Origin of the sequence: Streptomyces sp. 2-1, assembly GCF_048564895.1 — a bacterium.
GTDB classification, from domain to species: domain Bacteria; phylum Actinomycetota; class Actinomycetes; order Streptomycetales; family Streptomycetaceae; genus Streptomyces; species Streptomyces phaeochromogenes.
The window spans coordinates 11,036,569-11,054,605 of sequence record NZ_CP183383.1; the positions used below are offsets into that span (position 1 = coordinate 11,036,569).

The window sequence follows — 18,037 nt, forward strand, 5'->3', positions numbered from 1 at the left end:
GGACTCACGTGAACGACAACGCCCCCTCCCTCATCCTGACCGGCGGTCAGGTCCTCACCGTGGACGACGACTTCGGCGTGGCCGAGGGCGTGGCCGTACGCGGCCGGGACATCGTCGCCGTCGGCGGCGACGCCGAGATGCGCGCCATGGCAGGACCCGGCACCCGGGTCGTCGAACTCGACGGCCGGACCGTCCTGCCGGGCATCAACGACTCCCACCTGCACGGGGCCGCGTACGGCATGACGAAGCCGCCGTTCGCCCTCGACGTCGGCCACCCGTCGGTCGGGTCCATCGCCGACATCGTCGCCGCCGTGGAGCAGGCGGTCGAGGTGGCCCGGCCCGGCGAGTGGATCATCGGACTGGGCTGGGACGCCGGGTATCTGGCGGAGTGCCTGGCCGACCCGGACCGCTTCCCGCACCGCCGGGACCTGGATGCGGTCGCACCGCGGAACCCGGTCTGTCTGACCCACTTCTCCTCGCATCTCGTGTGGGTCAACAGCGCCGCGCTGCGCCTGTGCGGCATCGACGCGGCAAGCGCGCCGCTCCCCGGCGGCGTCATCGACACCGACTCCGCAGGGGAACCCACGGGCATCCTGCGCGAGGCCGCTCAGGAGCTCGTACAGGCCGAACTGCCTTCGCCCGACGCCGGTCAACGCCGTCGGGCCATCCAGAGCGTGGTGCGTGAACTGCACTCACGTGGCATCACCAGCTACACAGAACCGGGCCTCGGCCCGGGCGGGGCCACCTCCCTCTTCGGCGGGTTGAGCACCGACAACTGGACCGCCTACGCCGACCTCGCCGCGAGCGGCGAACTCCAGGCCCGGGTCAGCGTGCTGCTGCTGCCCGCGCCGATCGGCGGCTCGGCCGACGACGTGCGTAAGGGGCTGGCCGAGCTACGGCGCCCCGAGTCCGGGGACCCGCGCCTCCTGAACGCCATCGGCGTCAAGATCTTTGCCGACGGGGTGCCGCCCAACGGCACGGCCTTGATGAGCGAGCCGTACGCCGACGGCGGCAACGGCGCGCTGTGCGTGCATGGAGACACCCCCGGGCTCCGGAGCGACGAGTTGTCCGAGATGATCCGCGTCGCCCACGAGGCGGGCTTCCAGCTCGGCGTGCACGTCACCGGCGACCTGGCCATCGACACGGTGGTCGACGCCTTCCTCGCGGCGAACGCGGCTGTGCCCCGTCCGGATGCCCGGCACTACGTCATCCACGGCGACTTCGTCGGTGCGGCCAGCCTCGCAAGGCTTGCCGCGCACGGCTACGGCGTCAACATGAACCCCGCCATCAAGTGGACCATCTCCGACCTGATGGACGAGGTCGTCGGCCCCGACCGCTCCGCCTACCAGTGGCCCGTACGGTCCGCCGTCGAGGCCGGCGTCACGGTCTGCGCCAGCTCCGACGCGCCGATCACCGAGCCCGACTGGCGGCAGGGAGTGGCCGCGATGATGCTGCGGGAGTCGAAGGCCAGCGGTCGGCCGAGCGGGCCCGAGCAATGCGTGTCGCTCGTCGAGGCCGTGCGCGCCTACACGATCAATCCGGCCCGTCAGGACTTCGCCGAGGGCTGGAAGGGGTCCATCGAGGTCGGCAAGGTCGCAGACCTGTGCGTGCTGGACCGCCCGCTGCTGGACCTGGACCCGCACTCGATCACTGACGCAGAGGTGGATCTGACGGTGTTCGACGGGCGCGTCGTCTACGAGCGCTGATCTTCCCGGCTACCCGCCCCGCTAATACATTTGAGATCAAACGATATGCTGGTCTTCTGCGGCCGGCGCAAGTGAAGGATGCCCACGATGATCGACACGCCACGCATGCTGCTGGTCCTGAGCGAGAACTGGACCCTGACCGGCGGCCGGGCCGACCTGCCCGCCGCCGTGCGATGGGCCCGCGAGGCCGAGGACGCCGGCTTCGACTCCGTCATGGTCAGCGAGCACGTCGTGCTGGGCCCGGACGCGGCCGCCGACGGCATCATGGGCAACCCTCGCGACTACGCCCTCCCGGGCAACCAGGACCCGTACACCCCCTGGCCGAACTCACTGCTCCTGCTGTCGGCCATCGCCTCCGTCACCGAACGCCTGCGCCTGGCCGCCGCCGCGGTGCTGGCACCCCTGCGCCATCCTCTGCTCATGGCCCGTGAACTGGGCACTCTCGATCTGATCAGTGAGGGCCGCTTGCTGGTGCAGCCGACGGTGAGCTGGAGCAAGGACGAGTACGAGGCCCTCGGTGTCCCCTTCGGCAGGCGCGGGCGGCTGCTCGACGAACACCTCGACATCTGGGCGAAGGCCTGGGGGCCGTCCCCGATTTCCCACGAGAGCGAGCACTACACATTCCGGGACGTCTACTTCGAGCCCAAGGCCTTCCGTCCCGATGGTCCGAGGCTGTGGTTCGGCGGTCAGCGTCTCAACGGCCCCGTCCTGCGCCGGCTCGTACAGTACGGCCACGGCTTCCATCCGCTGGGCCGACCGACGCCGCAGGACATACAGGTGCTCAAGGACGCCATGGCCGCGGCAGGCCGGAACGTCGCCGAGATGGAGATGATCGGCGGTACCCAGGCCGTGTTTCCCGACGACCACTCCACGGCGGACCTCGGCGCGGCGCTCGCAAGCATCCCGGAACAGCTGGAACAGGGCTTCACGACGTTCTGCGTCAAGCCCAACCAGTTCATCGACGACCCGGACGCGATCGGCTCGTTCTGCCGTGACGTGATGCGCCGCGTGAACGCGCTGACTGCTTGATGCCGGGGGCGGACACGGTTCCGGCCGGCAAGGCGCGTTCCTCCCGCGCGATCCGCAGCCACTTGCGCAAGCACGGTATCCGGACGGTGGTCCCTGCCCAGGCAGACCAGCGACGTCACCGGTTGCGGCGGGGAAGCCGGGCGGCAGGCCACCGGCCTTCGGCCGCGAGACCTGCAAGCAGCGCAACATCGTCGAGCGGTGCATGAACTGCCTGAAGCAAGACGACGACGATGGTGCCGCCCTTCGTCGTCGAGACGCTGACCGGCTCCAGCGCAGGGGGGATCGCTCCGTCGGCGAACAGCCGTTTGCCGCTGCTGATGATCACCGGATGGATGGTCAGCCGGTACTCGTCGACGAGGCCGTGCTGCCGCTCCCGCCGCAGTGCTTGTCAGCGTCGCCCAGCCAGTGCCTGGTCGGCGTTGGCCAGTTGGGTACGCATGTCCTTCTTGACGGCGGTGAGCTGCCGTTGCTTCGCAGCCATCGCCCGCCGCTGGTACGCCGCGTCGACCGACGACCAGACGCCGATGACGTTCGTCTCCCGTTTGCAGGCCACGTCCGCGCTCGCGAGCGCGAGCTCGGCCCGGCCGGCCGTCGGACCGTTGAACTTGGGGTCCTTGCCCGGCACCCGGGTCGGGTCGGCGTAGGTGTAGTCGTTGTTCTGCCGCTTCATGCACCGTGACCAGGCGCGGAAGACCGCCACCACACGAGGATCGCGCTGTGAGTCACGGTAACTGCCGATGTTGACCGCGCCGACGAGCTCCCGGTTCCCCAGCTTCTGTGGGTCCCCCGACAGCGCCTTCGTGGCCTCGGCCTGGCAACCGCCCGCAGGGAGCCGACGACCGCGCGAGTCGGCGGCCGCCGGTGTGCCGTCCTGATTCAACCCGCGCAGAACGAGCATGGCCTCACGCCCCGGCTGCGGCCCCGTGGGCTTGTCCTTGACCTGCGGCGGCACCGAGCCGGGAACCGGGTGGTAGCCATAGCGTGCCGCCTTGGCCGCGTCCGTGATGCCGTACCGGTGCGCCGTGTTGGCCGGGTTCAGCGTGCCCGTCTCCGGGATGGGACCGGTGGGGGCGGGCCAGGAATGGCCGAAGCGCCGCATGCACGACTCGGTCAGCACCGCCTTGGCCCGGAACAGGCGCCCCACCTGGCGATCAGTGAACAGGTAGGGCTCGACAGGCAGTACCAGGGAACTGACATCGAGCATTTTCGGCACCGCGACGACGGGAAGCGGCCCGGAAGCCGTCGGCGTCCCGGATGGAGTGGGCGCCGGCGTCGACTCCGCCGCCTGCCCCTGCGCGCACCCCGCCGTGACGGCGAGCAGGACGACGGCCGCCCCGAGACGCCGGGCCCTGTGAATTCGTCGCGCCGGCATGTTGTCGTATCCCTTCCGGGGGGGGGGGGGGGGGGGGGGGGCGGGTGCGGGTGTGCGTGCGGCAGTGCGGGCCCGCCCGCCAATGCGCGGGCGGGCCGGACTGGCCTCAGCCGGCGTAGTACCAGCCGAGCGAGGCGTTGTTGTTCTGTACTTCGGAGTTCAGCGCGCGGGACTCTCCGGGCCAGACGTCGTCGTAGGGAGCGTCGCCGCTGGCGTTCTGGTTCTCGTTGTAGAAGATGCGGGCCCTGAAGTTCTGATCGTTGTTCCAGGCGCGGTACACGTTGTTCTTCACGTTCTGGCCGTGGCCCTCGCCGTCGGCCGCGAAAGTGTGCCCCGCGAAGTCATTGACCCCGGTGCCGTACTTGCTCCAGGAGCTGTTGCTGGAGCCGCTGTAGTAGAGGTAGACGTTGCTGTCCCAGCTGGCCAGCTGGACCTGGGCGGGCGCGGCTTCGGTTCCCCCCTTCGCGGCAGCCGGCGCGGTGGCCAGGACGGTGCTACCGGCGATCAGTGCTGCGGCGACCGCGATGGATCCCACCACACGACGTGCAGTTGTCACGATGCTCCTCCGTTGGCGTACGGAACGGGGTGGCGCTTCGGCAGTAGTCGGCCGCCTGCGCGAGCCCCCCGTGTTGATCGGCCCTGAGACTAAGTCGGGCGAGGCACTGCACGGTCCTGACAGGTGTCAGGGCAGTGCTGCTATCGGGACCGACCGGTGCGTCAGCCGCCGGAGCCCGGCTCGGTGTCCTGCCGGTGTGCCTCACCTCGCATCGGCGTAGCACTCCATCACCGCCGTCGTGAACGGAATCAGCACCGGCGGATCACCGGCCGGCCCGGGCATGAACTCCTCCAGGCAGTCCGCGAGTTCCCGGGCACTCCGGACAGGCTCCGCCTCGCCTCATGCCCGGTGGGATGAGGCGAGGCGGCGAATCGGTGGCGGATTTCCGGGACGGCCGACACGATCCGCTCGTGGCCGGGGTGCTGTCGAGGGCCGTCCGCAGTCAGTTGGGCGGTGGCGGTGCCTGTGCTGTGGTCAGTTGTGCCGCCAGGGCGGTGAGGAGTTCGGCCAGTGCGCCGGGGTCGGATCTCGTCATGGCGGTGAGTTCGATGGTCGCCGTCGCGTGGCGGAGTGCTCTGAACCGGACAGCGGGATGTGACGCGGACGCGGTGGCTGGCACGACGGTGACGCCGAGGCCGCATTCGACCATGGCGATCTGTGAGGTCACCGACCGTGCCCAGTGGTTGGGGACGGGGCTGAAACCGGCTGCTCGGCACAGGGCCGCCATGGCGTCGTGGTAGTCGGGTGAGATATGGCGGTGCAGCCATACCCACGGAGCGCCCGCAAGGTCCGCCAGATCCAGCGGCCCGGAGGCTTCGGCGACTGGATGGCGGACCGGCAGGGCGGCGACGAACCGGTCGGCGTAGAGCGAGGTCGCCGTGGTTCCGCGTACGGGGGCGGTCTGGCGCACGATCGCCCAGTCGAGCGAGCGGTCGAGGAGCCCTGCCGCGGCCTCGTGGGTGTCGATCTCCTGAGTGCGGATATCGACGTCCGGCAGTTCCTTGTGGAACTGCTCCAGCACCAGCGGCAGGGGCCAGGAGAAGGCCGAGGCGACGGCGCCCAGACTCAGTCGTCCGCCGCGCCCGGTGGCGGCCTGACGGGCGGCGGTTTCGGCTTCCTCGGCCTGCCGGATCAGGGCGCGGCAGTGGTCCAGGAACACGGCTCCGGCGGGGCTGAGGGCGGCCGACCGTTGGGTGCGGTGCAGCAGTTCGCAGCCGAGCTGCTGTTCAAGCTGCTTGATCGCCTGGGACAGCGGTGGCTGGGACATCTGCAACCGCTGCGCCGCACGGCCGAAGTGGAGTTCTTCGGCGACCGCGACGAAATAGCGGGCCTGCCGGACCTCAACCATTATTCGCTCAGCCACTTACTGATAGAGGAAATCAGACCTTCCGAATATATCTGGCGGCTGTTGAAGTGGAAGCCATGAGCAACTCATCTCTCCTGGACCGCTTCACGGCGCTCGACTCCGCCGCGGTCAGCGACGCGCTCGACCAGCTCGGGCTTCCTTCCGGAGTCGGGGGCGTCCGTCCGGTGTGGGGCCCCGCGGCCGTGGTGGGATTCGCCGTCACCGTGGAGCTCGAACCGCGCGCCGAAGGCCCGGCCGGAGCCCACATCGCCACCACGGCCGTTGAGAACTCGGACGACCGGAGCGTGATCGTCGTCGACAACCAGGGCCGCACCGACGTGTCGTGCTGGGGCGGCATCCTGAGCCTGGGGGCTTCCCTTCGAGGTGTTCGCGGTGTCGTCGCCGACGGCGTGTGCCGCGACGTGGCGGAGGCCCGTGAGCTGGATTTCCCGGTGTTCTCGCGGGGGGCGGTCCCGACCACGGCGCGGGGCAGGCTGCAGCAACGCTCCACCGGCGAGCCGGTCGGCGTCGCCGGACTCACGGTCGAACAGGGCGACGTCGTCCTGGCCGACGAGACCGGTCTCGTCGTCGTCCCGCGGGACCGGGCCGAGGAAGTGGCGGCGATCGCCACCGCGATCGCCGCCCGGGAGCGAGCCATCGCGGAAGAGGTGCGCGCGGGCGCGCCCCTCTCCCAGGCCATGCACGACGCCCGCCTCGCCGGAGAGAAGGAGTCGGTCCGATGAGTGACCCCACCGCCACCTCGAACCTCGCCACCGACCTGTCCACCGCGTCGGTCTCCGATGCCCTCGACTCGTTCGGGCTCCCCGGATCCCTCCACGGCATCGGAACGCTGCGCCAGGGCCAGCGGACGGTCGGACCCGTCTTCACCGTCGCCTACGAACCGGTCGACGAGGCCGGCGGCACGGTGGGCGACTTCCTGGACGACGTCCCCGCCGGCGCGGTGATCCTCATCGACAACGCCGGACGCACCGACTGCACGGTGTGGGGCGGCATCATGAGCCGGACCGCCCACGCGCGCGGCGTCGCGGGCACCGTCATCCACGGGACCTGCCGAGACGTGGCCATCGCGACCGAGGCCGGCTACCCGATCTGGTCGGTCTCCCGGTTCATGCGCACCGGCAAGGACCGCGTCCGGGTGGCCGCAGTACAGACGGCCGTCACCATCAAGGGCGTACTCGTCCATCCCGGCGACATCCTCGTGGCCGACGACGACGGTGCCGTGGTCGTCCCGGCCGCCCGCTGGGACGAGGTCGCCGACATCGCCCGCCGTATCGACCGCGTCGAAGAGGCCATCGTCGAGGCCGTCCGCGACGGCGCCACACTCGCCGAGGCGCGTGCGCAGCACGGCTATCACTCGCTCCAGACCCGGAAGGACCCCTCGTGAGCACGCACGACCACGCCCGCAGTCACTCCAGCGCGACCCTGTCTGAGGCGTCCGGCTTGCCCGTGGCCCTGTCCCCGGAGATCCGGTCGCTGTGGGCCGGTGCCCGGCTGTGCGGCCCGGCGTTCACCGTGCAGGGTGCCGGCGGCGACAACCTCGCCCTGCACCACGCCGTACTGCAGGCCCCGTCCGGGGCGGTCCTGGTCGCCGACCTCGGCGGCGCCCGCTTCGGCCACTGGGGCGAGATCCTCACGGTGGCCGCCCAGCACCGCGGGATCGCGGGCCTCCTCGTCGACGGTGGCGTCCGCGACGCGGCGGAGACAGAGGCGCTCGGCTTTCCGGTCTTCTCGCGCAACAACTCCATCCTCGGCACCCGTAAGGACTTCCGCGGCGTTGTCGGGCGTCCCGTCAAGATCGGTGGCGTCACGGTCCACACCGGCGACCTCGTCGTCGGCGACGTCGACGGAGTCGTGGCGCTTCCGGCGTCCGGCGCCGGTCGGATCCTCGACCGCGCCGACGCGCGCGTGGCCCACGAGAACGAGCTGATGAAGCGGCTGCGGGAGGGCCGCAGCACCCTTGACCTCTACGACAACTTCGAAACTGCCGGGCGGTGACGACACCGATGACGGACAACCCGATCTTCGCTGTGGCCGCCAAGGCGGAAGCAGCTGGAGGAGGTCCGATGAGCCCGGTGAGGAAGCTCGAACGCTTCACGCTCCCCCTTACCATCGGCGCGACCCGCGTCGAGGTGTCCGGCCTCCACCGTGGTGGGTCGGGCACGCCCCTGGTGTTCCTGCACGGCTTCGGCTCGACGAAGGAGGACTACGCGGATGTCGTCCAGCAGACCGCGCTGGCCGACCGGCCCGTACTGGCCTACGACGCACCCGGCTGTGGCGCCAGCACCTGCGCGGACCCGGGCGCCGTCTCCATCCCCTTCCTCGTCTCCGTCGCCGAACGGGTCCTAGAGGCTCGGGAGATCGATCGCTTCCACGTCGTCGGGCACTCGATGGGCGGCCTGACGGCGCTTCTGCTCGCCGACGGTGACCCCGGCAGAGTCGCGAGCTTCACCAACATCGAGGGCAACGTCGCACCCGAGGACTGCTTCCTCAGCCGGCAGATCGTCACTCACTCCCAGGACGATCCCGACGAGTTCCTGGCCCGGTTCGCCGAACGCGTCGGCGGCTCCCGCTTCCACGGCGGCGCCCTGTACGCGTCGAACCTTCCCCACAAGGTCCGGGCGGCAGCGGTCAGGGCCATCTTCGAGTCCATGGTCGACCTCTCCGACCACGGCAAGCTGCTCGACCGGTTCCTCGGGCTCCCCGCGCCGAAGATGTTCATGTACGGGGAGCAGAACAGCACGCTGTCCTATCTGCCCGCCCTGGCCGAAGGCGGCGTCGAGCTCGCCGAGATCGAGCACTGCGCGCACTTCCCGATGTACTCCAACCCGGCGCAGATGTGGGCTCGTATCTCCGACCTCGTCCACCGCGCCGACGCCAGCACCTGACTGCTCGGACCGCGGGGCGATGTACCGGCGCGGCTCAGCCGTAGAGTCGCACCCCCGCTCGGAGCATCAGCCCTGTCAGGTTGCGGTGTGCGGTCCGTGTGGTCCGTGGGCCAGTGCCAGGACGCGTCGTGCGCGTTCCAGCACGGGTTTGTCGACCATGTGCCCGTCGACCGTGGTGACCGAGTCCCCGGCACCGAGGACCGCGCGTGCCCACTGCACTTCCTCGGCTGAGGGGGCGAACCCCTCGGTCACGGGGAGGAGCTGGCACGGATGGACACAGAGTTTGCCTGTGAAGCCCAGCCGTCGGGCGTGGGCGACGTCGGCGGAGAGCGTGTCCATGTCCCGTACGGCGGTGGTGACGCCGTCGATGGGCGGGGAGATGCCCGCTGCGACCGAGGCGACGACCAGTCTGGAGCGTGCGTAAGCCAGGGCCGTGTGATCGTCCTGGGCGACGCCGAGCTGGGTGGCCAGGTCGACGTTGCCGAAGGCGGCACGGGCGACGCCCGGTGTGGCGCACACCTCGCGCGCCCGTTCCACGCCGAGTGCGGTCTCGACGAGTGGGACGAGGCCGCATCGGCCGTCCGTCCGGGCGGCCAGGTCGGCCAGTACGGCGCAGTCCTCTGCCTTGGGCACCATGACCGGGCAGCCGTGGTCGGCCGCCACGCGCAGGTCGGCCTCGGACCACGGGGTTCCGGGCGCGTTGATCCGTACGATCGCGCGGTTGCCGAGAGCGAGCCAGGCTGCGGCGTTGTCGCGGGCGCGGTCCTTCTCCTCGGCGGCGACCGCGTCCTCAAGGTCGATGATCACCACGTCGGCGCCGGAGGAGGCGGCCTTGCCGAAGCGGTCGGGCCGGTGTCCCGGCACGAAGAGGAGGCTGCGAGCGGAGGAGATCGGGGTCATGCGAAGGTTACCTCCGCCTCGGCGTGCCGTTCCTCCCGACGGGTGGCGATGTGCAGTTCGGCATGGTCGCCGCGGGGGGTGCCGCAGGCCACGAGGTGTTCGGCGGCGAACACCGGCCGAAGCAGCCGGTACGACAGGGAGCGCACCTGCCGGTCGGGGGCGTGACGGCGGGCGAGTTCCAGCATGAGCAGGGCCAGCAGGGGGCCGTGGACGACGAGTCCGGGGTAGCCCTCCTCGTCCCGGCAGTACGGGGCGTCGTAGTGGATGCGGTGGGCGTTCGCGGTCACGGCGCTGAAGCGGAAGAGCAGCGCCGGGTCGGGGCGCAGGGGAAGCTGCCACGGCTCGTCCTCGTGGGGGTGGGCCAACTCGTCGACGGTGGAAGGATGTTGTCCGACACCGCGTCCGGACCGGTAGACGATGTCCTGCTCCTCCACGAGGCACGTCCGGCCGTGCTGACGGAATTCGCGGCGTTCGGTGACGAACAGCATCTCCCCGGTGCGCCCCCGCTTGGCAGTCACGGAACCGAGGGAGCTGACGCGTTCGGCGGGTTCGCCGAGACGGAGTGGCTCGGTGGTCTCGCAGCGGCCGCCGGCCCACATGCGCTGCCGGTGGGGGAGCGGCGGCAGGAAACGGCCGTTCGACGGGTGGCCGTCGGCGCCGAGCTCCCGCCCGGCGGGCCACTTCAGGAAGTAGAGCCACTGCCACAGCGGGGGGAGCGGCTCGCCGGCCTTCGGGCTCGGGCCGGGTAGGTTCAGGACTGCCGACAGGGCCGCCGCCGGGCCGACGCCCAGCGGGTCCTCCTCCTCGAGCGGCCCAGGAGTCCACGACTCCACGTAGGTGCTGAGCGGGGGTGGGGTGGGCTGCATCGTCCTTCTGTCCTCGCGGTCTTGCGTGCGGCTGGGCTGTGGTCAGGCGAGCGGTGCTGTCTTTGGCAGTGGTCGGGAGGTGGGGGCCTCGGCGGCCTCCAGAAGCGACGTGCGGGACGGCTCGCGTACGAGAAGTGTGGCCACGAAGGTCAGCGCGATGCACCCGGTGACGTACCAGAAGAAGACCGTTTCGTGGCCGCTGTTCTTGAGGCCCAGCGCGATGGGTTCCGTCATCCCGCCGAAGGTGGCGGTGACCAGGGCGTGCGGGAGGCCGACGCCCAGGGCCCGGACCTTGGTGGGGAACACCTCGGCCTTGATGATGGCGGCCAGGGCCGAGTAGCAGCTCACGAAGGTGAGGGCGACCGTCATCAGCAGGAAGGCGATCCACGGATTACCGGTGTGGCCGAGGACGGTCATGATCGGGACGGTGAGCAGCATGCCGCCGACGGAGAAGACGAACATCACCGGGCGTCGTCCGACACGGTCGGACAGGTGGCCGGCCACCGGCTGGAGCACCATGTACAGGAACAGGGCGGCGAAGCCGATGACGGAGACCGTCGACTTGGGGATGCCCGCGGTGTTCACCAGGTACTTCTGCAGGTATGTGGTGTAGGTGTAGAAGGCGACGGTGCCGCCGATGGCCAGCCCGAAGACGGCGATCAGTTGGCGCGGGTACTCGGCGAACAGGGCCCGCAGCCCCTTGCGCTCCTTGACGGCCGGATCCTGTACGGCGGCTCTCGCCTGTTCCTGCTGGAAGTGCCGCGACTCCTCCATGGTGCGGCGCAGGTACATCACGACCAGACCGGCGAAAGCGCCGATCGCGAAGGGGATGCGCCAGCCCCAGCTCTGCAGCTGTTCCTCGGTCAGCAGGTTCTGCAGCACGATCATCACGAGCAGCGCGGCGAGCTGGCCGAGCACGATGGACACGTACTGGAAGCTGGAGTAGAAGCCCCGTCGGCCGGGCGGGGCGATCTCGGCGAGGTAGGAGGCGCTGGAGCCGAACTCGCCGCCGACGGAGAGCCCTTGGACGAGCCTCGCCAGCACCAGGAGGGCCGGGGCCCAGAGGCCGATGGCGTCGTGGGAGGGGGTGAACGCGATGGTCAGCGAGCCGATGCTCATGAGCGTGACCGACAGGGTCAGTGCTCGGCGGCGGCCGAAGCGGTCGGCGTACGCGCCGAGCAGCCAGCCGCCGAGCGGACGCATCAGAAACCCGACGGCGAAGACAACCGCTGTGGACAGGAGTTGGGCCGTCTGGTCGCCCCTGGGGAAGAAAACGGATGCGAAGTAGACGCTGAAGGTGGCGTAGACGAACCAGTCGTACCACTCGACGAGGTTGCCCAGACAGCCGCGTATGACGTTGGCGGTGACCCGGGTCGGTGCGGGGACGGGGGTGCTGGACTGCGACATGGGAAGCTCCGTTGCTCTTGTCGCCGGGGAGATGTCCTTGTGGGGTCTTTCAGCGCAGGACGAACGGATTGCCGGTGGCCGCGCCGGTGTTGATCCAGACGCTCTTGTCCTCCAGGTACGCCGTGACGGCGCCGATGCCGTTCTCGCGGCCGATGCCGGAGTCCTTGAAGCCGCCGAAGGGCGTCAAGTAGCTGACCGCGCGGTAGGTGTTGACCCAGACGGTGCCTGAGCGGATGCGGTCGGCCATACGGAAGGCGCGGCCGATGTCGCTGGTCCAGACGCCGGCGCCGAGGCCGTAGCGGCTGTCGTTGGCGAGGGTGACGGCCTCGTCCTCGTCCTGGAAGGGGATGACCACGAGCACGGGACCGAAGACCTCCTCCTGGGCGATGCGCATGCTGTTGCGTACGTCGGTGAAGACGGTCGGCTCGACGAACCGGCCTCCGACGCCCGAGGCCTTGCCGCCGAGGGCGAGCCGGGCGCCTTCGTGCTGCGCCATGTCGATGTATTCGAGGATCTTGGCGTACTGGGCCGGGGTGGTGATGGGGCCCACCTGGATGGTCTCGTCCATGGGGTCGCCCATCCGGGCAGTGCGCGCGAGGTCGACCAGGCGGCCCACGACCTCGTCGTGCACGCTCTGCTGCACGAGCAGCCGCGAGCCGGCGATGCAGGTCTGTCCGGTGGCGGCGAAGATGCCGGAGACGGCGCCGTTGACGGCGGCGCCAAGGTCGGCGTCGGCGAAGACGATGTTGGGCGACTTGCCGCCGAGTTCGAGGCTGACGTGCTTGAAGTCGCGTGCGGCGGCCTGGTTGATGAGGCGGCCGGTGGCGTCCGAGCCTGTGAAGCTGACCTTGCGGACCAGCGGGTGCTCGACGAGTGCGGCACCGACATCCTGGCCGAACCCGGTGACGACGTTGAACACACCGGGCGGCAGCCCCGCCTCGTGGAAGAGCCGGGCGAGCTCCAGGGCGGAGGCGGAGGTGAACTCCGACGGTTTCACCACTACCGTGCAGCCCGCGGCGAGGGCCGGAGCGACCTTCCAGGCCAACAGCAACAGAGGGGAGTTCCACGGTGTGATGACCGCGACGACCCCGACGGGCTCCTTCTTCGTGTATGCGAAGTAGCCCTTCTTGTCCAACGGGGGGACGGCGCCCTCGATCTTGTCGGCGAGCCCGCCGTAGTAATGGAACCACTGGGGTACGTAGTTCAGTTGGCCGTGCATTTCCGTGAACAGCTTGCCGTTGTCGCGGACTTCGGTCTCCGCGAGACGGCGTGCGTTGGCGGCGATGGTGTCGCCGAGTCGCCGGAGCAGCGAGCCGCGGGCGCTGGCGGTGAGCTCGGCCCATGATCCGGTGTGCAGGGCGCGGTGGGCGGCTCGGACGGCGTCGTCGACGTCTTCCGCGGTGCCCTTGGCGATCTCGGCCCATGGCGTGCCCAGGTAGGGGTTGTCGGTGGGGAACCATTCGCCCGCGCCGGGCTTCCGGCTCTCCCCGTCGATGAACATCTCGTAGCGCTGCATGGCGAGTCCCGTCGGCTAGAAGGTGCTCAGGCCGAGTACGGCGCGGAAGGAGTTCTTGTTGGCGACACCGTCGCGGGGCGGCAGAGCGCGCGGCGGCTCGTCGGTGGTGATCAGCACCTGTGCGTACGTCGTCGCCGCGCGCGCCTTGATGCGCAGGGCGAGGTCGTCCGTCCGGTCGACGTCGGTGATCCGCACGGCGTCGCGGATGCCGAAGCCCTGGGCGACGGCGACGAGGTCGGTGCCCAGCCCGGTGTGACTGGGCTGCATACCGGTCTCGCCGAAGTGGGCGTTGTCCAGCACCACAACCGTCAGATTGGGCGGGAGTTCGGCTCCGATGGTGGCCAGAGCACCGATGCCCATGAGGTGTTCGCCGTCGCCGGTGATGGCGACGACCGGGCGGTCCGGCTGCGCGAGGGCGAGGCCGAGGGCGAGCGGGGCGGCGGCGCCCATCGCACCCCAGAGGTAGAAGGTTCCGGGGCGGTCGCCGGCGGAGAACACGTCGTAGCTGGGCGAGCCGAGGCCGGTGACGATCAGGGTGTCCTCGGGGAGGCGGCCGATCAGGTCGGCGACGAAGCGGCGCCGGTCGAGGCGGGGGAGAGTGGCGGTCATCAGTTGCGCTCCCACTTCTTGCGGCCGATCAGCTTCTGTCCGAGGAGCACGGCGACGCGCTCACCGGCCTCGAACACCGAGTCGAGGGCGGCCTCGACGGTCTCCGCGACGTCCTCGGGGTCGTCGGCCCGCAGGACGGTGATGCCCATGAGTTCCAGGGCCTGCTGGGTGGTGCGGCCCATGGGGCCCTGCCACGGGTTGAACTCGGCGTACTCGCCGCGCATCGTCACCAGCGTGAGGAAGGGGAACCGGGCCATCTGCAGCAGGGAGAACATGTTGACGCAGTTGCCGACGCCACTGCTCTGCATCAGCAGCACCGCCCGCTGACCGCCCAGCCACGCCCCGCTGACCACGGCGACGCCCTCCTCCTCGGTGGTCAGCACCACGTCATGGATGGCGGGGTCGCGTCCGGCCTCACGGATGGTGTGGGAGTGACCGGAGTCGGGGACGTAGGCGATCTGCTGGACTCCGCGCTTCTTCAGCGCGGCGAACACATCCTCCTGCCAGGAGGGTGCCGGGGCATGTGTCTGACTCATCCGTAGCGACTCCGCTGATCGGTCGGCTCAAGGTGCCACACATCATGAGTGCTGATGGATGAGATTGGACAATAGAAAAGCGTGATACCCGCATGCCTTGCCTGCATAGGGGAGCCGCGGGCCTCCGTGACCTGCTGCTCCGCTACCACCGTCCGTTGATGAACGCCTCGACGAGCGGACCGGCTTCCGCACGGCACTCTTCGAAGTAGGCGTGCCGACCGCCGAGGAACAGATGCGTCCTGGCCTTGGGGATGCGGGCGGCGAGCACGGGGAGATTGGCCGGTGGAGTGAGGCGGTCCTGGCCGCCGTGCAGGATCAAGGTGGGAGCGGCGATGAGGGGGAGGGCGTCCCAGGCATCGTGCCCGTTGCTGGCGACCAGATGGCCGTGACGGGCGTGCGGGGGCATGCCGGGATCGCCGAGGGTCGTGTAGGGGCCGGGGTGAGTGGCGCGCCAGGCGGGGGAGTACATCAGGTCGATGAGCGCCTGTCGGGCGGCCTCCGGGTCCGGCTGGGCCAGGGCCCGTCGTACGGACCTGTCACGCTCGACGGCGTGTGGGCCACCGGGGGAGGTGCAACCCAGGACCAGCCGCCGAACGCGGTCCGGGTGGCGGGCGGCGATCCACTGGGTGACACGGCCGCCCATGGAAGTGCCGTATACGTCGGCCCGCTCGACACCCGCGTGATCGAGGACGCCGATGACGTCATCGGCGAACTACCGCGTGGAGTAGGGCCCTTGCGGCTTGTCGCTGTCGCCGGTGCCGCGCTGATCGAGGGTGATGGTGGAGTGCGTGGTGTGGAAGTCCTCGCGTACGCCGTCCCACCAGTTGTGGTTGTTCGCCTGCCCGGCCAGGAGGACGAGCGGATATCCGTCGCCCCGGCGCTGATACGCCAGCGCGATGCCGTCCTGGGCGCGGGCGATGGCGGTCAACTGGGGGCCGCTGTCGTTCATGGCGTTCCTTCGATGGTGATTTCGGGGTGCTGCGCGTCACTCGTCCTCGGCGGGAGCGTCGGTGCCTTGGATCTGGGCGGAGGGCCATCTGCCCTGAGCCACCGCCCAGTTGATCCTGCCGACCAGCTCACGCGCGACCACCTCCACGGCGGGCGGAGTGCGCCCGGACCGCGGAGTACCGAGGACGACCGATCGCCACACGTCGGGCTCGCTCAGCGGCGCGGCGCTCAGGACACCTTGTGCGACATCCTCGGCGATGCCCACGCCGGGCAGGACCGTCCAGCCGTGCCCGGCCCGGACGAGCTGCTTCTGCACCCGCATGGAGTTGGTCTGCACGACGACGTCCAGGGCGGAGCTGGCGCGCACCGCCGCCGCGTCGATCAGCCGTCGCAGCGCATGCCCTGAAGCGGGCATGATGAGCGGCTGCCCCGCCACCTCCGCGAACGGCACCGGATGGTCGGCATGCAGGCCGGCCGACGGCGGAGCGACCGCCCACAGACGCTCGCGCACCAGCGGGTGGGCATTGAGGGACGGCGTGCTGTTGAGGTTGTAGAGCAGCGTCAGGTCCAGGTCTCCGTCGTCGAGCCACTGCTGGAGGTGCCCCGAGTAGGCGGTCATCAGACGAAGTTCGACGCCGGGATGGCTGTGGGCGACGGCGGTCACCAGCGGCTCGGAAAGGAGGTCGCTGGTGCTCTCCAGCAGGCCGACGGTGACGATGCCGGACACCTCGCCCGGAGCAGGTTGCACCTCGGCGCGGGCCCGCTCCAGCTCGTTCAGGGCCCGCCGGGCACGGTCGACCATGATCGCACCCGCCTCGGTGGGCCGCATGCCCGTTCCGGTCCGCTCGAAGAGGTCCACGCCGAGTTCCTGTTCCAGGGTGCGGATCTGCCGGGTCACCGCGGGCTGCACCAGATGCAGCAGCTCCGCTGCGCGCGTGACGCTGCCCACCTCGGCGACCGTGACGATCGCCTTGAGCTGCTTGATGTCCAAGAGGGGCCTTCTTTCCGCAGCCATCCGGTGTGCGCATGGGGGTATCACGCAATGTTATTTCACTGGCATCACCATGAGGATCCATGATGGTAGCCCCTGGTTCGGGACCCGCATCCCCCTGGAGGTCACCCATGAACGAGCCCCCTGAAGCACTGCCACTGGCCGGCCTCACCGTCGTCAGCCTCGAACAGGCGGTGGCCGCCCCCTTCGCCACCCGCCAGCTGGCTGACCTCGGCGCCCGGGTCATCAAGGTGGAGCGGCCGGGCGGAGGTGACTTCGCCCGCCGCTACGACACCACGGTGCACGGCGAGTCCAGTTACTTCGTGTGGCTCAACCGGTCCAAGGAGTCAGTCACGCTCGACCTGAAGTCGGACGCGGGACGGGCCGTCCTGGAGCACCTGCTCGCAGACGCGGACGTGTTCGTGCAGAACCTCGCCCCCGGCGCAGCCGCACGCATGGGCCTTAGCGCCGATCCGCTCGCCGAACGCTTTCCCTCTCTCATCCCGTGTTCCATCTCGGGCTACGGCTCCAGCGGTCCGTGGGCCGACCGCAAGGCATACGACCTGCTGGTCCAGTGCCAGACCGGCCTCGTCTCGCTCACCGGCAACGAGCACGGCCCCGCCCGCGTCGGAGTATCTATCGCCGACATCGCCGCAGGCATGTACGCCTACTCCGGCATCCTCACCGCACTGCTGACCCGCGCCACCACCGGCATCTCCCGTGCCGTGGAGGTCTCGCTGTTCGAGGCACTGGCCGAGTGGATGAACCAGCCCGCCTACTACACGCGCTTCGGCGGCACCCAGCCCCCGCGCCTCGGCACCCAGCACGCCACCATCGCCCCCTACGGCGCCTACACCACTGCCGACGGCAAGGACGTGCTGTTCTCCATCCAGAACGAGCGCGAATGGGCTGCTCTGTGCGGCAGGTTCCTCGGTCTGCCGGGGCTCGTCGCGGATCCACGTTTCGCCAATGGCTCCGCCCGAGTTGCCCACCGTGAGGAGCTGAACGCCATCGTGGCCGAGCGGTTCGGTGAGCTGGACGGCGAGGAAGTGATGAACCTGCTGGACGAGGCGGGTATCGCCAACGCCGGGGTGAACGACGTGACGGAGTTCCTTGAACACCCGGTGCTCAGCGGCCGGGACCGCTGGCGGGACGTACGGATCCCCGGTGGAGCCACGGTGCGGGCGCTGCTGCCGCCGACGGACCTGGCGGGCCTCGCGCCGCGCATGGATCCCGTCCCAGCGGCCGGCGAACACACGGAGACGGTCCTGGCCGAGCTGGGGTACAGCACGGCCGACCTCGACAGCCTGAGGGCCAACCACGTCATCTGAAACGCCGGTCGTCGACATC

Annotated in this window: 17 protein-coding genes and 3 pseudogenes; 8 read left to right on the forward strand and 12 right to left on the reverse strand. The window is 69.9% G+C overall.

Features of this window, described 5'->3' with window-relative positions:
• Nucleotides 1-8 precede the first annotated feature (8 nt).
• The 3 genes and pseudogenes from ACN20J_RS48245 to ACN20J_RS48255 form a co-directional block, all read left to right on the forward strand.
• Nucleotides 9-1,706: an amidohydrolase gene (locus ACN20J_RS48245; protein WP_419668612.1), complete on the forward strand. Its 1,698-nt coding sequence runs from the start codon at nucleotides 9-11 to the stop codon at nucleotides 1,704-1,706.
• Nucleotides 1,707-1,793: 87 nt separating this feature from the next.
• Nucleotides 1,794-2,735 (forward strand): TIGR03619 family F420-dependent LLM class oxidoreductase, encoded by a 942-nt coding sequence (locus ACN20J_RS48250; protein WP_419668613.1) that lies wholly within the window; start codon nucleotides 1,794-1,796, stop codon nucleotides 2,733-2,735.
• A gap of 11 nt (nucleotides 2,736-2,746) precedes the next feature.
• Nucleotides 2,747-2,955, forward strand: a pseudogene (locus ACN20J_RS48255) (IS5/IS1182 family transposase); the annotation flags it as partial.
• Here ACN20J_RS48255 and ACN20J_RS48260 read toward each other — a convergent pair.
• The 4 genes and pseudogenes from ACN20J_RS48260 to ACN20J_RS48275 form a co-directional block, all read right to left on the reverse strand.
• Nucleotides 2,956-3,102 (reverse strand): annotated as a pseudogene (locus ACN20J_RS48260) (dihydrofolate reductase family protein); the annotation flags it as partial. It lies immediately after the preceding pseudogene.
• A 21-nt stretch (nucleotides 3,103-3,123) separates the two neighbouring features.
• Complete coding sequence (locus tag ACN20J_RS48265) at nucleotides 3,124-4,107, reverse strand: hypothetical protein (protein ID WP_419668614.1); 984 nt, start codon at nucleotides 4,105-4,107, stop codon at nucleotides 3,124-3,126.
• A 106-nt stretch (nucleotides 4,108-4,213) separates the two neighbouring features.
• Nucleotides 4,214-4,663, reverse strand: coding sequence for a hypothetical protein (locus tag ACN20J_RS48270; protein WP_419668615.1), 450 nt, complete (start codon nucleotides 4,661-4,663; stop codon nucleotides 4,214-4,216).
• A 442-nt stretch (nucleotides 4,664-5,105) separates the two neighbouring features.
• A complete protein-coding gene (locus tag ACN20J_RS48275) occupies nucleotides 5,106-6,026 on the reverse strand; it encodes a LysR substrate-binding domain-containing protein (protein WP_419668616.1) in 921 nt (306 codons plus the stop codon).
• A 59-nt stretch (nucleotides 6,027-6,085) separates the two neighbouring features.
• Here ACN20J_RS48275 and ACN20J_RS48280 point away from each other — a divergent pair, with 59 nt between their 5' ends.
• The 4 genes from ACN20J_RS48280 to ACN20J_RS48295 all read left to right on the forward strand — a co-directional run bounded on the left by ACN20J_RS48280 (nucleotide 6,086) and on the right by ACN20J_RS48295 (nucleotide 8,914).
• Nucleotides 6,086-6,751, forward strand: a complete 666-nt coding sequence (locus ACN20J_RS48280) for an RraA family protein (RefSeq protein WP_189842355.1) — start codon at nucleotides 6,086-6,088, stop codon at nucleotides 6,749-6,751.
• On the forward strand, nucleotides 6,748-7,413 hold the full coding sequence (locus ACN20J_RS48285; RefSeq protein ID WP_189842354.1) for an RraA family protein: 666 nt from the start codon (nucleotides 6,748-6,750) through the stop codon (nucleotides 7,411-7,413). Before ACN20J_RS48280 ends, ACN20J_RS48285 begins: the two co-directional genes overlap by 4 nt.
• The gene (locus ACN20J_RS48290) at nucleotides 7,410-8,024 is read left to right on the forward strand and encodes an RraA family protein (RefSeq protein WP_189842353.1); all 615 of its coding nucleotides are present in this window, start codon (nucleotides 7,410-7,412) and stop codon (nucleotides 8,022-8,024) included. The genes ACN20J_RS48285 and ACN20J_RS48290 overlap by 4 nt, the downstream gene beginning before the upstream one ends.
• Nucleotides 8,025-8,092: 68 nt before the next feature.
• Complete coding sequence (locus ACN20J_RS48295) at nucleotides 8,093-8,914, forward strand: alpha/beta fold hydrolase (protein ID WP_419668617.1); 822 nt, start codon at nucleotides 8,093-8,095, stop codon at nucleotides 8,912-8,914.
• A 75-nt stretch (nucleotides 8,915-8,989) separates the two neighbouring features.
• Here the strand turns inward: ACN20J_RS48295 and ACN20J_RS48300 are convergent, their stop codons facing one another.
• The 8 genes and pseudogenes from ACN20J_RS48300 to ACN20J_RS48335 all read right to left on the reverse strand — a co-directional run bounded on the left by ACN20J_RS48300 (nucleotide 8,990) and on the right by ACN20J_RS48335 (nucleotide 16,687).
• Nucleotides 8,990-9,814: an HpcH/HpaI aldolase/citrate lyase family protein gene (locus ACN20J_RS48300; RefSeq protein ID WP_419668618.1), complete on the reverse strand. Its 825-nt coding sequence runs from the start codon at nucleotides 9,812-9,814 to the stop codon at nucleotides 8,990-8,992.
• Nucleotides 9,811-10,680, reverse strand: a complete 870-nt coding sequence (locus ACN20J_RS48305) for a hypothetical protein (protein ID WP_419668619.1) — start codon at nucleotides 10,678-10,680, stop codon at nucleotides 9,811-9,813. The genes ACN20J_RS48300 and ACN20J_RS48305 overlap by 4 nt, the downstream gene beginning before the upstream one ends.
• Nucleotides 10,681-10,722: 42 nt before the next feature.
• Nucleotides 10,723-12,087, reverse strand: coding sequence for an MFS transporter (locus tag ACN20J_RS48310; protein WP_419668620.1), 1,365 nt, complete (start codon nucleotides 12,085-12,087; stop codon nucleotides 10,723-10,725).
• 49 nt (nucleotides 12,088-12,136) lie between these two features.
• On the reverse strand, nucleotides 12,137-13,603 hold the full coding sequence (locus tag ACN20J_RS48315; protein ID WP_419668621.1) for an aldehyde dehydrogenase: 1,467 nt from the start codon (nucleotides 13,601-13,603) through the stop codon (nucleotides 12,137-12,139).
• 15 nt (nucleotides 13,604-13,618) lie between these two features.
• A complete protein-coding gene (locus ACN20J_RS48320) occupies nucleotides 13,619-14,212 on the reverse strand; it encodes a thiamine pyrophosphate-dependent enzyme (RefSeq protein ID WP_419668622.1) in 594 nt (197 codons plus the stop codon).
• Nucleotides 14,212-14,748, reverse strand: a complete 537-nt coding sequence (locus ACN20J_RS48325) for a phosphonopyruvate decarboxylase (protein WP_364181230.1) — start codon at nucleotides 14,746-14,748, stop codon at nucleotides 14,212-14,214. Before ACN20J_RS48325 ends, ACN20J_RS48320 begins: the two co-directional genes overlap by 1 nt.
• Before the next feature lie 142 nt (nucleotides 14,749-14,890).
• Nucleotides 14,891-15,697: pseudogene (locus ACN20J_RS48330) on the reverse strand (alpha/beta fold hydrolase).
• 36 nt (nucleotides 15,698-15,733) lie between these two features.
• Complete coding sequence (locus ACN20J_RS48335) at nucleotides 15,734-16,687, reverse strand: LysR family transcriptional regulator (RefSeq protein ID WP_190231549.1); 954 nt, start codon at nucleotides 16,685-16,687, stop codon at nucleotides 15,734-15,736.
• A 131-nt stretch (nucleotides 16,688-16,818) separates the two neighbouring features.
• Between ACN20J_RS48335 and ACN20J_RS48340 the strand changes: the two genes are divergently transcribed.
• Nucleotides 16,819-18,018, forward strand: a complete 1,200-nt coding sequence (locus ACN20J_RS48340) for a CaiB/BaiF CoA transferase family protein (protein WP_419668623.1) — start codon at nucleotides 16,819-16,821, stop codon at nucleotides 18,016-18,018.
• Nucleotides 18,019-18,037 lie beyond the last annotated feature (19 nt).

Excerpts from the sequence above, each read along its gene's own strand:
- ACN20J_RS48250 (WP_419668613.1), top strand. The coding sequence starts at position 1,794 with ATGATCGACACGCCACGCATGCTGCTGGTCCTGAGCGAGAACTGGACC.
- ACN20J_RS48325 (WP_364181230.1), bottom strand. The coding sequence starts at position 14,748 with ATGAGTCAGACACATGCCCCGGCACCCTCCTGGCAGGAGGATGTGTTC.
- ACN20J_RS48280 (WP_189842355.1), top strand. The coding sequence starts at position 6,086 with ATGAGCAACTCATCTCTCCTGGACCGCTTCACGGCGCTCGACTCCGCC.
- ACN20J_RS48265 (WP_419668614.1), bottom strand. The coding sequence starts at position 4,107 with ATGCCGGCGCGACGAATTCACAGGGCCCGGCGTCTCGGGGCGGCCGTC.
- ACN20J_RS48285 (WP_189842354.1), top strand. The coding sequence starts at position 6,748 with ATGAGTGACCCCACCGCCACCTCGAACCTCGCCACCGACCTGTCCACC.
- ACN20J_RS48305 (WP_419668619.1), bottom strand. The coding sequence starts at position 10,680 with ATGCAGCCCACCCCACCCCCGCTCAGCACCTACGTGGAGTCGTGGACT.
- ACN20J_RS48320 (WP_419668622.1), bottom strand. The coding sequence starts at position 14,212 with ATGACCGCCACTCTCCCCCGCCTCGACCGGCGCCGCTTCGTCGCCGAC.
- ACN20J_RS48315 (WP_419668621.1), bottom strand. The coding sequence starts at position 13,603 with ATGCAGCGCTACGAGATGTTCATCGACGGGGAGAGCCGGAAGCCCGGC.
- ACN20J_RS48340 (WP_419668623.1), top strand. The coding sequence starts at position 16,819 with ATGAACGAGCCCCCTGAAGCACTGCCACTGGCCGGCCTCACCGTCGTC.
- ACN20J_RS48300 (WP_419668618.1), bottom strand. The coding sequence starts at position 9,814 with ATGACCCCGATCTCCTCCGCTCGCAGCCTCCTCTTCGTGCCGGGACAC.
- ACN20J_RS48295 (WP_419668617.1), top strand. The coding sequence starts at position 8,093 with ATGAGCCCGGTGAGGAAGCTCGAACGCTTCACGCTCCCCCTTACCATC.
- ACN20J_RS48310 (WP_419668620.1), bottom strand. The coding sequence starts at position 12,087 with ATGTCGCAGTCCAGCACCCCCGTCCCCGCACCGACCCGGGTCACCGCC.